This is a genomic window from Nitratireductor lacus, from assembly GCF_056431025.1.
Genome location: NZ_JBWKMB010000022.1, coordinates 39,547 through 52,973 on the forward strand (window position 1 = coordinate 39,547; position 13,427 = coordinate 52,973).

9 protein-coding genes are annotated in these 13,427 nt (G+C 60.8%); 7 read left to right on the top strand and 2 right to left on the bottom strand.

All coding sequences use genetic code 11. From position 1 onward, the window contains the following. Nucleotides 1-135: 135 nt before the first annotated feature. Complete coding sequence (locus AC07E3_RS17440; RefSeq protein ID WP_478363630.1) at nt 136-2,115, bottom strand: TonB-dependent receptor domain-containing protein; 1,980 nt, start codon at nt 2,113-2,115, stop codon at nt 136-138. Between the two features lie 477 nt (nt 2,116-2,592). Here AC07E3_RS17440 and AC07E3_RS17445 point away from each other — a divergent pair, with 477 nt between their 5' ends. The 7 genes from AC07E3_RS17445 to AC07E3_RS17475 all read left to right on the top strand — a co-directional run bounded on the left by AC07E3_RS17445 (nt 2,593) and on the right by AC07E3_RS17475 (nt 12,416). Beyond that, a complete protein-coding gene (locus tag AC07E3_RS17445; protein ID WP_478363668.1) occupies nt 2,593-3,360 on the top strand; it encodes a helix-turn-helix transcriptional regulator in 768 nt (255 codons plus the stop codon). Between the two features lie 390 nt (nt 3,361-3,750). After that, entirely contained in the window at nt 3,751-4,248 is a 498-nt protein-coding gene (locus tag AC07E3_RS17450; RefSeq protein WP_478363632.1) for a Csu type fimbrial protein, read from the top strand. Nucleotides 4,249-4,384: 136 nt separating this feature from the next. Next, nucleotides 4,385-5,101, top strand: a complete 717-nt coding sequence (locus AC07E3_RS17455) for a fimbrial biogenesis chaperone (protein WP_478363635.1) — start codon at nt 4,385-4,387, stop codon at nt 5,099-5,101. Further along, nucleotides 5,073-7,487, top strand: coding sequence for a fimbria/pilus outer membrane usher protein (locus AC07E3_RS17460; RefSeq protein WP_478363670.1), 2,415 nt, complete (start codon nt 5,073-5,075; stop codon nt 7,485-7,487). The genes AC07E3_RS17455 and AC07E3_RS17460 overlap by 29 nt, the downstream gene beginning before the upstream one ends. Beyond that, a complete protein-coding gene (locus AC07E3_RS17465) occupies nt 7,478-8,431 on the top strand; it encodes a Csu type fimbrial protein (protein ID WP_336072010.1) in 954 nt (317 codons plus the stop codon). The genes AC07E3_RS17460 and AC07E3_RS17465 overlap by 10 nt, the downstream gene beginning before the upstream one ends. A 158-nt stretch (nt 8,432-8,589) precedes the next feature. Continuing rightward, nucleotides 8,590-11,220, top strand: coding sequence for an ATP-binding protein (locus tag AC07E3_RS17470; protein WP_478363637.1), 2,631 nt, complete (start codon nt 8,590-8,592; stop codon nt 11,218-11,220). After that, the gene (locus AC07E3_RS17475) at nt 11,217-12,416 is read left to right on the top strand and encodes a sensor histidine kinase (protein WP_478363639.1); all 1,200 of its coding nucleotides are present in this window, start codon (nt 11,217-11,219) and stop codon (nt 12,414-12,416) included. Before AC07E3_RS17470 ends, AC07E3_RS17475 begins: the two co-directional genes overlap by 4 nt. Here AC07E3_RS17475 and AC07E3_RS17480 read toward each other — a convergent pair. After that, nucleotides 12,401-13,138 (bottom strand): response regulator, encoded by a 738-nt coding sequence (locus AC07E3_RS17480; protein WP_478363642.1) that lies wholly within the window; start codon nt 13,136-13,138, stop codon nt 12,401-12,403. The two genes, AC07E3_RS17475 and AC07E3_RS17480, sit on opposite strands and share 16 nt — an antisense overlap. Nucleotides 13,139-13,427: the final 289 nt, after the last annotated feature.

Here is a 13,427-nt window from a genome sequence, read left to right on the forward strand (position 1 = left end):
GTAGCGAATGCGTGCGACAGGATTGTTACAGCACTGTGTCCAGGCGGCGAGACTGATGAGGAACAAATGGAAAAGGCCGACCGTGGCGTACGGTCGGCCTTTCAGATGATCTTCGCATTACCGGTTTCGGAGAGACTAGAACTTCACCGCGGTGTGGAAGGTGAAGGTGCGGCCTGGCGCATAAACAGGCTCGATGCCACCGCGGTTCGAGCTTGCGGCAAAACCGGTGCGCTCAAAGTAGGTTTCATCGAACAGGTTCTCGACGCCGACGCGGATGGTCATGTTTTCATAGGATGGAGGTGTCCACTCGGCATATGTGTTGACCACCGTGTAGGCTGGCTGGTCGTAAAATCCTTCTGCCGTGGCATACGCGTCGGAAATCTTGCCCGCCCATGCCAGTGATGCGCCGAGCTTCAGATTGTAGTCGGGGATCTCATGGTCGATGTAAAGCGTGGCCATGTCGCCAATTGGCATGAACGTTCCGCTGTTGGGCAGTGCTGAAACACCGCCCACTGTCACCTTGGCCTTGGTGAACGTGGCGCCGATCTTCGTATTCTCCCAACGGTAACCCGCATTCAGCGTCACACCGCGTGAGCGGGCCTCGTCCGGAGAATTGTGCAGCGTGCCGCCCGTTCCCCATTCATAAACGGGAAGACCGTCAATGCGCGTATCGAAGAAGGTGACGCCTGCGTTCCAGTTCTCGCCGCCGAAATTCGCACCCACTTTCAGGTTCTGCGCCGTGCCGGCGCTGAAGCCCGGGTCCGTGGCGAAACTGTCGTCGCGGGCATGCACATAGCCATAGTCGCCGATCACATAACCAAGCCAGGTGCGCGAGGCGCCGGCAAACACTTCGAAATGGTCGTTGAACTTATAGGAAACCGTCGCGTTCACGCTGGCACCGCTGTCGGAGAATTTGTGGTCGTTCCAGTCGGTGAAGCGATGCCCGTCATAGCGCACGCCGGTCGACAGGTTGAAGCCGTTGTCGAATTCGAAGCGCCCCTGCGCGAAAGCGCCGAGCTGAAAGGTCGAGAAGTCGCGGTAGCGGCGATTGTTGTTGCCGTAATTGTCGGTGAAATAGCCATGCCGCCCGAAGTCGACACCAGCGGTGATGTTGCCGTAGTCGAAGGTGAAACGGTTCTGGACCTTGCCGCCGAACAGATCTTCATCCAGGGCCATGTTGCCGTTGGTGCGGTTCTGGTAGTTCGGACGCCAGTAGTTGTTTTCGCTGTAATAGAGCGTCACCTCCGGGTCCCACATGTCGGTGGGGGCGGTGGTCGTGTATTTCAGGTTCACGGCATCCCGCGCGACCTCGAGCGGATGCAGCGTATCGCCGGCGAGCCCCATGTTCATCTTGATCAGGCGGTCGGCCTTGTCGCGGCTGCGCTCATAGCCAAGCTCGATGCGATGGCCTTCTGCTTCATAGCCGAGCTTGGCGAGAATGTTGCGGGCTGCAGGCTCGGTGCCGAGGATTTCCAGCCCGTCGCCGTTCTTGTAGTTCTTGCCGGTCGCACCATGGGTCATGAGGAACCAGTCGAACCCTTCATGCCGGCCATAACCGGCGGCACTGCCCGATAAGCCGCGGCCGTTCGTACCATAAGAGAGGCCGAGCCGGGCACCGAGGTTCTTTCCGTCTTCAAGCAGATCGAGTGCGCCGACGGTCTCGTAGCGGATCGCACCCGCTGCCGCGCCAAAGCCGGAATCGGCGGCGGCGGCGCCTGCTTCTACCTCGACGCGCTTGAGGAAGACGGGATCGACGACGTTGGAGCCCGTGTGATGCCAGCTTGTCGCGGTCTGCGGCACGCCGTCGACGCTGACAGCCAGGTGCGACTGTTCCATCCCGAGGACGTGAATGCGCTTGGAAGGGCCGCCACCGCCCGAGACGCTGATCGAGGATTCACGCGTGAAAAGTTCGGAAACATTGGTCGGTTGCAGGGTTTCCAGGTCTTCCTGCGTGACGACGGTTCCACCCGTCGCCTCGATATTCTCCTTGCCGTCGCTGATGACAGTGATCGTATCGAGGACGGTTGTGGTCGGGCTGTTTTCCTGCGCCTGCAATGCCGATGAAAGCGCAAGCAACGAAACGCCGGTAAGCGGCAGTATCCGCGTGAACGTCATATTCTTTCCCTGTTAATCCCGGCCGGCAAGCGCTTGGCCCCGGCTTGGCGGCCATAAGTCTGATGATGCAGCGGGCTGAAACCGGATGAAGCGCAGAGAGCGTGCATGCTGATGCAACCGTGCTGCGTCCGTACCCCACCGTAATCGCCCCCTCGCATGCGGACTTCCCAAGCCCCGTGCCGGGCGCCCATCGCCTGTCTCAGGTGGCGGGCTTGCTTCTCGCACCGGCACGGCATAATCTTGAGAAGATTAGTCATGTATATGTTTGGCCGCGAAAAGGAGTCGAGCCGAAAGAGTTTGTCGGGAACCGCAATTTCTTAGGCGCAAACGGCATTGTACCGGCCTGGTGCGGCTGCGCCGGATCGATGTCAGGGTCATTGAATGCAGTACACATCACAGGAACTTTTTGTCGGTGCCATCGAGGGAGTGTCGAACTGCACGTCCGATACGCGTGAGTTGGGCATCTGGCCGAAATTCATGCTGATGGTGCTCTTGCAGGGCGCTCAGCACTTCGTGATCGATGAAAGACATTTCGTCATCGATGCGGGCACCGAGGAGGCGAGCTCTCCGGTTGTGTTCCTGCTGAACGTGGCCAAGGACAGCCGATTACGCTTCTTCAACGACAGCCGCACCCCGTTGCGCAAGGTCATGATTTCGGCGCCATTACCCTGGTTGCAGCGTCTCTTCGACACACGGGATGAGGCGCAGAAATCGGCGTTGCAGAGCTTTTTTGCGCAGCACCTCGCCCACTTTTCGTTTCAGCCCGGCCAGCACATCGTGCAATCGGCTCAGAAGATCATGCATCCACCGCCTGCGCTGGAGGGCGAGTTGACTTCCCTTTATCTGAGAGCGCAGGGGCTCGACCTGATGTGGCAGTCATTGCTCACAATGCTGGCTGACAGGAAGGAACACCTTCCCGCGCCGACACTCATGAGCCTGCGTTATTGCGAGCGCGCACGTGATTTTGTCATTGGCAATCTGGACCGGGAACTCACCATTGGCCTGATAGCCGGCGAAGTTGGCTGCAGCGCGTCCACGCTGCAGCGGCATTTCAAGACGCATTTCGGGATGACGGTCTTCGACTTCATTAGGCAGAAGCGTCTCGAGGCCGCACGCACGGCGCTTGCCGACGATGGCATCCCGATCTCGCACGCAGCGCATCTGGCTGGCTACAACAACATTTCAAGCTTCACGACGGCCTTTCGAAGGGCATATGGCGTGACGCCGAAACAGGTGCGTGTTTAGCGCAGTCCCAGGAAAAGTGGAAACCGGTTTTCCGTCGATGCGCCGGGCAGAAAACCCGGCGCGACATTCAAAACGTGACGCCGAGTGTCGCCTTCAACCTTCGGTCACCGGCATGGGATGCGATCCTTCCGGAATAGGACAGTCCGGGATCGTGCGGATCGTTGCAGCGATGCAGGATCCCCCGCTGCAATAAATATTTATATCTCTTTGAACATATGATCAAAGAAAGAGACTAAAGAATCAAAAACACCGCCGAACAGGTCGTAATATAGGTATAAAATAGTTTGCCGATTTAATCGAATCATTACAATTGTTGTGCAGCCCTTCTATGCGGGTGGGTGGCTGAATGAATTCCTGATTCAGGAGTTTGCTGAACCATGAGGGGACAGCATGCGAACTCATTTCCTATTCGCAATGACCGCCCTGGGTGTATTTTTAGAAACCTTAGAGCCGGCTTCCGCAGCCACCGCCACTGGCTCGATGAATGTCCAGATACAGATCATTGCCGAGTGTCTCGTCACGTCGGCTACGGATCTCGATTTTGGCACTGAAGGCATTATTGCTTCTGACATTGACCAGACCAGCACGATCTCGGTTCAATGCACTGACGGCACCCCTTACAATGTAGGGCTCGGGGCGGGAGCCGGCAGTGGCGCGACCGTCACCAACCGACTGATGACCGGACCGGCCTCCGCCACGATCGGCTATGCGCTCTACCGGGATTCCGGACGAACGCAGAACTGGGGGGAAACGGTCGGTACCGATACGGTTGCCGGTACCGGAGACGGCAGTGTTCAGGCAATTACGGTGTATGGCAGGGTGCCCGCGCAGGCCACGCCGGGAGCCGGCACCTACACCGATAGCGTCACCGTCACCGTTACGTACTGATCCAGAGCAATTCCAGGAAAAGTGGGAATCGGCTTTCCGTTCGGAATTGCGCAAAACAATAAGATAGAGCGTCTCCGCGAGTCAGCGAAAAGCAAAAGCGCTCTAGGTCCTGACCCTAGCCAGGAGGGAAAACGCCATGCGAACCCTGCTTACAGGCCTCGGTGCGATCGCACTTTTCGCGCTGTGTGGTCTATCGCCTTCGAGTGCGGCCTCGCTAAGGGTTGCGCCGACGACCGTCGACATGATCGCACCCGACAGCGCCGCGGTTCTCAATCTTCGAAACGAAGCAAATCGACCCATCAACGTTCAGGTGCGCGTCTACAGATGGACCCAGGAAGGCGGTGTCGACCGACTCCAGCCGACCAGGGACGTTGTTGCAAGCCCTCCCGCGACCCAATTGCCTGCTGGAGCCGACTATGTTCTCCGCATTGTGCGGGTGGCCAGGCATCCCGTGCAGGGAGAGGAGAGCTATCGCGTGGTGGTCGATGAACTGCCGGACCGGGCCCGCCAGAGGGCCGGAACGGTGAGCCTGGTGGTCCGGCATTCGATCCCGGTCTTCTTCAGAAGTGAGAATGCGGGCGCGCCTCAGGTTGCCTGGAGTGTCAGCCGGAGTGGAGCGACACTGATGCTTGTCGCCCGGAACAATGGAGCTGGCAGGCTCCGGCTTTCGGACGTCAGGATCAGCCAGGGCGCGAGGCGCATAGGAAGACGTGACGGGTTGGTCGGCTATGTCCTGGGCGGGGCAACGATGCAATGGCCGATCGGAAGTGCCGGTAGCGTTGGGGGCGGGCCGGCGGCGCTGAGGGCACAGAGCCATCTTGGACCTGTCGAGGCAACGGTCCCGGTTCGCTAGCCGACTGACGGTCCTCGTTCTCCTTGCTCTGGTCGCATCGCCCGCAATCGCGGAAACTCAGGCAACCGATGCGCCGGCTCTGGAAACGGGGGCAACCAGCACGGTGGACCGGGAACTCTATCTTGAGGTCTTCATCAATGAGGAACCGACCGATTTGATCGGTGCCTTTGTGCATCGATCCGATGGAGAATTGGCTTCGTCGCCGGAAGAGCTGGCAGAGCTGGGCATCAGGCCACGCACCAAGGCGCAGGATCGCACCGGCCTCATCAGCCTGGACAGGCTGCCGGGCCTCACCTATCGCCTCGATGAAGCCGCACAGCGGCTTTATGTGTCGACCGGCGATGCGGGGCGGGCTCCCAGGGTGATCGATCTTTCGGTTACGGCAGATCAGGAGAGGCTCAAGCCCCGCTCAGGCACTGGCGCGGTGCTGAACTACGCGCTGTTTGCTGGTTCGAACGCGCTTTTCGAAGGCGATGGCGCGTTGTTTCGGGGTGTTTCAGGCAGCTTCGATGGCCGTTTGTTCAGCCGGTTCGGAACACTGAACCAGTCATTCATTGCTGAGTATTCCGACGGTGCTTTCAACGGCTTCACCCGATTGAACACCACCTGGGCGTATTCCGACCCGGAGCGCTTGCTCACCTTCAAGGCGGGGGATTTCATCTCCGGAGGATTGTCCTGGACCAGGCCGGTCTATCTCGGCGGTCTCCAGATGCGGCGCAATTTTTCATTGCGACCCGATCTGGTCAGTCTGCCCCTGCCGTCATTCTCCGGGACTGCCGCCGTGCCTTCGACGCTCGAAATCTATACGCAAAACGCCAGAACCTATTCTGGAGACGTGTCGTCCGGGCCGTTCAGGGTGGTCAACCTGCCGGTCTTCACGGGTTCCGGCGAAGCGCGCGTCGTTCTTCGCGATCGGTTTGGCCGGGAAACGGTGACAACCCTTCCCTTCTACACCTCCAGCATGCTCCTGCGCGAAGGCCTGCTCGACTTCTCGGTTGAGGCCGGGTTTCCGCGGCGCAATTTCGGCCTCAGATCCGGTGACTATGACGAACGCGTCTATGGCATCGCCAGCGTTCGCTACGGGCTGACCAACTGGTTGACGCTTGAGGGGCATGTCGAGCTTGGAGAAGACCTCGTGAATGCAGGCGCGGGAGTGGCATTCCCACTTGGAACCTACGGCGCCGCCTCCGTTGCGCTCGCGGGAAGCCGCAGCGGCGGCCAGACAGGTGGGCTGGTGAACGCAACGCTTGAACTGCGCCACAACGACTGGAGCTTTTACGGGCGCATCCAGCGCGCGTTCGATTCCTATCAGGATGTGGCATCGATCACCGCAGACCGGGTCTCAGCCGTAAGTGGGCTCCCGGTGTTCAGCGCGGGCGTGCCCCGGGCTGTCGACCAGGTCGCCATCGGCCTGCCCATGCCACTGGACCTTTCCAGTCTCAATCTCTCCTATACGCATCTGAAGGATGCCGACGGGGACAGAAGCCAGATTCTCGGCCTGTCATACAGCCAGCGTATATTCGAGAGGGGCAACCTCTATGCCAGTGCCTTCACGGATCTGGAAGACGACGACAGTTTCGGCGTCTTCGCCGGTGTGTCATTCCCTCTCGGCGGCGACGTTAATGTGACCTCCGGCGTCGAAAGCCGGCCGGATGGCGTGAACGGATTTGTCGAACTCGCCAAATCCGAAAAGCTGGAGAATGGCAGTTTCGGCTGGCGGCTCCGCACCTCTGAAGGAGAAACGCCGAACCGCAGGGCATCCGCCAGCTATCGCGCGTCCTTTGCGCGGTTCGAAGCGGGGATACAGCAGCACGACGATAAAACCAGGGCGACGGTGCAGGTCGATGGGGCCATCGTGGTGGCCGGCGGAGGCGTGTTCGCCACGAACCGCATTGACGATGCGTTCGCGGTTGTTGATGTCGGGGCGAGCGATGTCGTCGTGAAGCACCAGAACAGGCCGGTGGGCAGGACCAATCGGCAGGGCAGGATCCTTGTTCCCCGTCTGAATTCCTATGAGCGCAACACCGTGTCCATCGACCCGGAAAATCTCCCGGTGGACGCCAGTGTGCCGGCCACCAGAGAAGTTGTGGTGCCTGCATATGGCAGCGGTGTTGTGCTGGATTTCGGTGTCTCGGACACCCCGAACGCAGCCCTTGTGGAGCTGGTCGATGCGGATGGCATTCCTCTCCCGGTGGGCCTGTCCGGCAGGCTACGCGATGGGGACGAGTTCGTCGTGGGCTATGACGGTCAGGCCTATCTGACCGGACTTCGAGCCCGGAATGCCCTCACGGTTCAACGACAGGACGGCACGTCATGTTCCGCAGAATTTTCCTACGAGCCCGACCCGGGCAGTCAGGTGACAATCCAGGGTGTCACATGCAGATAGGTTTCCTCAACAAACGGGTGCTGGCTGCGGCAATACTCGCCTGTCTGGCCAGTGGCCATGCGAAAGCACAAAGCTGCAGCTTTGGCATATCCGGCATGAGTTTCGGTCAGATCGATACGCTGTCCGGCGCACCAGCCGACAGCTCCACCTCAATGAGCATCAACTGTACCGGCCTGCCGTTGACGCGCATACTCATATGCCCGGGAATTGGCAGCGGCAGTGGCGGTGCAACGGCTTCAGCGCGGCAACTGGCTTCTGGCGGCAACCAGCTCAACTACCAGCTCTACGTCGATTCCGGACGCAGTGTGGTCTGGGGATCAAATTCGTGGCCATTTGCGCCGGGGCCGCCGGCATATCCGCTGACACTCAGTGTTCTGGGGCAGGGCAGCGGAACCGTCATAATCTACGGACGATTGTTTGGCGGCCAGGCAAGTGCGCCGCCCGGATCCTACCTGTCCTCATTTTCCGGAAGCGACGTCGAGATTTACTACCGCTACACCACTTCCAGCGACTGCAGCACGTCCCTTGGCAATGTCGAGCGGCCAGGGTTCACCGTGTCAGCGACGGTGCCGGCAAATTGCCAGGTGAACACCCAGGATGTCGACTTCGGTGCACGGGGCGTGCTGGCCACAAATGTCGATGCGACGGGTCAGGTCGACGTTACATGCACACCCGGCAGTGCCTACACGATCTCTCTGGATGGCGGCAATGCGGGTGCCCCGCCAACACAGCGGGAAATGTCGAAGGGAACGGAAACCGTGATCTACGGTCTCTACAGGGATGCCGCCCGCAGCCAGCCCTGGGGGAGCACGGCAGGCACGACGGTGTCCGGCAGCGGCAGTGGAAGCGGCCAGAGTTTTACAGTCTACGGACGTGTGCCCCCACAACACACCCCATCGCCGGGAACCTATGTGGATACGGTGGTCGTGACGGTCACCTATTGACGGGAATGTGCAGCCACCGGATCGCCAGCAGGCCCGTGGGCTGGTTTCGACGCCGGCTTTGTGTGATCATCCAGAAGGGGAGAATGGGAGAACCTCAACAAGATGCGTAAAGCACAGGCTTCGCCTGACCGGCGGTGTGCAGGGCGGAGTGCGGGTTAGTGGAAACGCCGCAATCGCCTGCCTTACGGTCCTATCATTCATGGATCGCCAATGAGACGCTGGAGGACTATTCGCTGCGCTATGCGGCGCGGTCGTTCCGGCGCTGGTCTCCGTTCGTCATCGCCAACACAGCGCTCGGCGGCATCTCGTTTCTGGCTCTGGAGGCAATCGGCGGGGCGATCACGCTCAGCTACGGGTTCGCCAATGCGTTTCCCGCCGTTCTGATCACCTGCCTGTTCGTCTTCGTGACGAACCTGCCCATCGCCTATTATTCCAGCCGCTACAACATCGACATGGATCTGCTCACGCGCGGAGCAGGGTTCGGCTATATCGGCTCCACCATCACGTCGCTGATCTATGCGACCTTCACCTTCATCTTTTTCGCGCTCGAAGGCGCGATCATGGCGCAGGCGCTGAAGCTGTTCGCGGATGTGCCGCTGGTGCTGGGCTACATCATCTCATCGCTTGTCATCATTCCGATCACCTTCATGGGCGTGACGATGATCAGCAAGTTGCAGATGGTCACCCAGCCCATCTGGATCGCAATGCTGCTTGCACCTTTCATCTACATCGCGGTCGGCCATCCCGAAACGCTCGATCAGTGGATGGCGTTCGCCGGCAGCGAAACGCCGGATGGCGGGTTCGATGTGCTCGCCTTCGGTTCCGCCATCGGTGTTCTGTGCGCGCTCTCCATCCAGATCGGCGAGCAGGTGGATTATCTGCGCTTCCTGCCCGACAAGACGCGCGAAAACCGCTGGCGCTGGTGGGCGGCGGTCATCTCCGCCGGTCCCGGCTGGATCGTGGTCGGCGGTTTCAAGATCCTGTGCGGCAGTCTTCTGGCCGTGCTTGCGGTCTCTGCCGGCCTCTCGCCATCGACGGCGCTCGAGCCGATCCACATGTATATCAAGGCCTATGAATATGTGAGCGACGACCCGCGCACCGTGCTGGCGCTGGCGGCGATCTTCGTTCTCATTTCACAGGTCAAGATCAATGTGACGAACGCCTATGCGGGTTCGCTCGCCTGGTCCAATTTCTTCTCCCGCGTCACCCATTATCACCCCGGCCGCGTGGTCTGGCTGATCTTCAACATCCTGATCTCGCTGCTTCTGATGCTGCTCGGCATCTTCCAGACGCTTGAGCTGGTGCTGGCGGTCTATTCGGTCATCGCCGCCGCCTGGATCGGCTCCATCTTCGCCGATCTCGCCATCTTGAAGCCGATGGGCGTCAGCCCGCCCTTCACCGAGTTCAAGCGCGCCTATCTCTACGATTTCAATCCGGTGGGCTGCGGGTCGATGGCGTTTGCCTCGCTGTTCGCGATCATCTGCTTCATGGGCAGTTTCGGCGATCTGGCGGAAGCCTATGCCGCCCCCATCGCCTTCTTCACCGCGCTCTCAAGCGCGGTGCTTATCGGCGTGGCGACACGCGGCCGCTATTATCTCGCCCGTCCGCGCGTGCCGCTTGCCGAGCCGGACAAGCCGGTGGTCCGCTGCGAAATCTGCGAGCTGGAATATGAGCGGCCGGACATGGTGCATTGCACCTTTTATCAGCGCCCGATCTGCTCGCTCTGCTGCAGTCTCGATTCCCACTGCCACGATGCCTGCAAGGTTCCCGGCGCAAATCTGGAAGCGCCGCATTATCTGGGCCGCGCCCTGCGCAGCAAGATCGCGCCACGCATGACGCAGCGCCTGCTCAAGGTGAGCGGCGTTCTGTTCTCGCTGGCGGTGATGACGGCTGCCGTCTTTCTGCTGACCTACCGCTTGATCGAGCCGACCGCGCTTCAGCCGCATGTGGAAAGCGGCGCGCTTCTCCTGCGGGTGTTTCTGGCGCTCCTGCCGCTGCTCGCCATCGGCGCGTGGTGGATCGTTCTTTCGCATGAAAGCCGCGAGCTTGCGGAGCGCGATCTGGTGACATCGCTTGAAAAGCTTCGGCAGGCGCAGCAGGAACTCGCCTCCAATGAGCGTCTGGCGGCAATCGGCCAGATCACCGCCACGGTCAGCCATGAGCTGCGCAATCCGCTGGGCACGATGGTCACCTCCGCCGACATTCTGCGCCGCTCGCTCAAGAATGCGGATGAGCCGGTCACCGGGGAGTTGCAGCGCCTGCAGCGCAATGCCTGGCGCTGCGTGCGCATCATCGAGGATCTTCTGGATTTCTCGCGCAAGCACGCGCCCGTCATGTCGCCCGTCGCCATCGACCGCTGGGTCAAGCAGCAATTGAGCGAAGAGGATCAGGAGATCGCGCATCTCATCACGCTCAAGCTCGATGCCGGTTGCGATGTGCTTGCCGATGCCGAGCGTCTGCGGCAGGCCTTCTCCAATGTTCTGCAGAACGCGGCGCAGGCCTGCGAGGAGCGCGGGAAGCAGAGCAGTCAGATCATCATCTCCACGCAGCGCCTGCGCGACCGGGTCTACCTGTCGGTGTCCGACAATGGCGGTGGCATGTCTCAGGATGTGGCAGAGCGCGTGTTCGAGCCACTCTTCAGCACCAAGGCGTTTGGCGTTGGGCTCGGCATGCCACTCGTCAAGCGTATCGTGGAGCAGCATGGCGGCGACGTGCTCATTGAGAGTCAGAAGGGTGTCGGCACCACCGTGTCGCTCGTTCTGCCATGCGCGGGAGAGCATGCGCCATGAGCGATCGCGAGATCGACCTTCCCGCAGAAGTCATCGGCGAACATCCGCTGCGCGAGACCACGCCGGCGGAAGACCATTGCGTCCTGATCGTCGACGATGACGAGGATTTCGCCGCAAGCCTGTCGGGCCTCCTGAAACTCGAAGGCTACAGGATCGTGGTTGCCCACGATCCGCAGGCAGCACTCGCTTTCCTCGAAGACGCGCGGATTGCGGTCGCTCTGGTCGATGTGCGGCTCGGCACCGGCAATGGCGTCGATCTGGTGCGCCAGATCCGCCAGCGCGAGCCGGACGTGGTGTGCGTGATGGTCACCGCCTACGCTTCCATCGACACGGCCGTCGAGGCGCTGCAGGCCGGCGCCTATGACTACCTCTGCAAGCCGTTTCACAGCGAAGACCTGCTCGCCACGCTCGCCCGCTGCTTCGAGCGCATTCGGCTTCTGGAAGAAAAGCGGCTGGCCGCCGAGCGGCTGGGGCAGAAGCAGCGCATGGAGGCGATGGGCCAGCTCACCAGTGGCATCGCGCATGACTTCAACAACATCCTCGCCGTTCTCCTGAGCAATCTGCGCTGGCTGGAGGAACGGCTGGCCGATCAGCCGGAACTGGCCGAACTGGTCACCGATGCGCTCGAGGCCACCAGGTCCGGTTCCGAACTCACCGACCGCCTGCTGCGCTTTGGCCGCCAGCGCGCGAAAGACATTGCGGTGGTCGAGCTTGGCGAGGCGCTTCCGCCGCTGATGCGGGTTCTGGGGCGTACGCTGGGGGACACGGTGTCCGTCACGCTCAATGTCGCAGACGGGTTGAACAGCGTGCTCATTCCCGCAGGGCAACTCGAGCCGAGCCTCGTCAATCTGGCGCTCAATGCGCGCGATGCGATGCCGGGTGGCGGCAGCCTGCATTTCGATGCGTCGAATGTGATCGTCCGCCCGGAGGATGCGCGCGTCGCTTCGGGGCTGTTACCGGGGCGCTATGTGCTTCTCTCGGTGCGCGATACCGGTCATGGCATGCCGGTGGCGGTGCGTCGCCGCGCGCTCCAGCCCATGTTCACCACCAAGCCGCCGGGGCAGGGCAGCGGTCTTGGCCTGTCGATGGTGGATGGTTTCGTGCGGCAGGCTGGTGGCCGGCTCGGCATTCTCAGCACGCCCGGCAAGGGCACCAGTGTCAATCTGTATTTGCCGGCGCACTATTCCTCGGACTGAGGCGCGAACATGTAACCGACACCGCGAATGGTCTTGATGAACTGGGTGTCGCGGGCATTGTCGCGCAGCTTGCGGCGGATCTTGCCGATCATCACGTCGATGCTGCGGTCATAGGGGTTCCAGTTGCGGTTGGCGACGATGTCGAGGATCTGCTCGCGCGAAAGAACGCGCCCGCGCCGCTCCACCAGCGCCGCCAGAAGCTGGAATTCCTGGCTCGTCAGACGCACCGATTCTCCCCGGGGCGAGGAAAGCTGGTGCCGTGCGGGATCAAGTTGCCAGCCAGCAAAGCACATGATCGGCGAGCGGCTTTTCTCCTGCGGTTCCGGCATGCTGATGCGCTTGGCAAAGCGGCGCATGACGGTGCGGATGCGGGCCAGAAGCTCGCGCGGTTCGAACGGCTTGGTCACGTAATCGTCCGCCCCCAGCTCCAGGCAGACCACCTTGTCGATCGTGTTGTTCTTGCCTGAAAGCATGATCAGCGGCAGGTCGTGCTGGGCGCGCAGACTGCGCGCCAGCGAAACACCGTCTTCGCCGACCGGGAAGGTCAGATCGAGAATGACGAGATCGAAGTCTTCATCCGCCATTGCGCGGCGCATGGAGCGCCCATCCTCGGCGCTGGTCACGGCATAGCCTTCGCTCGTGAGGAAACGCTGAAGAAAGCGCCGAAGACGCTGATCATCATCGACAACAAGTACGCGATGTTTTTCGTCCGTGATCCCCATGGCTCATACGATAGTCGCAAACGGTTGCATCGGTCGAGAAGGGAGTTTGCTCCGGTCTTTTGGAAAATGCGCCTTTTGTATCCGGCCAAAGGTAACCGGGGCGGGCACGACGCTGGCGGCTCTGGATGCGCCGATGGCAAATGACTGAAATGGCGTGCTTATTTCCGGCTGTTCAAGCGCAAACGAATTCTCAGGAATGTCCCCGGCCGGTTACAAAAAATTACAAAGCGGGCGTTCTCCAGAGCCAATCGGCTTACAGTCCAGACCTAATCTTCTCCGGCACGGTTTC

Coding starts and splice junctions, on each gene's coding strand:
- AC07E3_RS17450 (WP_478363632.1), top strand. CDS start 3,751: ATGCGAACTCATTTCCTATTCGCAATGACCGCCCTGGGTGTATTTTTA.
- AC07E3_RS17445 (WP_478363668.1), top strand. CDS start 2,593: ATGCTGATGGTGCTCTTGCAGGGCGCTCAGCACTTCGTGATCGATGAA.
- AC07E3_RS17455 (WP_478363635.1), top strand. CDS start 4,385: ATGCGAACCCTGCTTACAGGCCTCGGTGCGATCGCACTTTTCGCGCTG.
- AC07E3_RS17465 (WP_336072010.1), top strand. CDS start 7,478: ATGCAGATAGGTTTCCTCAACAAACGGGTGCTGGCTGCGGCAATACTC.
- AC07E3_RS17475 (WP_478363639.1), top strand. CDS start 11,217: ATGAGCGATCGCGAGATCGACCTTCCCGCAGAAGTCATCGGCGAACAT.
- AC07E3_RS17480 (WP_478363642.1), bottom strand. CDS start 13,138: ATGGGGATCACGGACGAAAAACATCGCGTACTTGTTGTCGATGATGAT.
- AC07E3_RS17440 (WP_478363630.1), bottom strand. CDS start 2,115: ATGACGTTCACGCGGATACTGCCGCTTACCGGCGTTTCGTTGCTTGCG.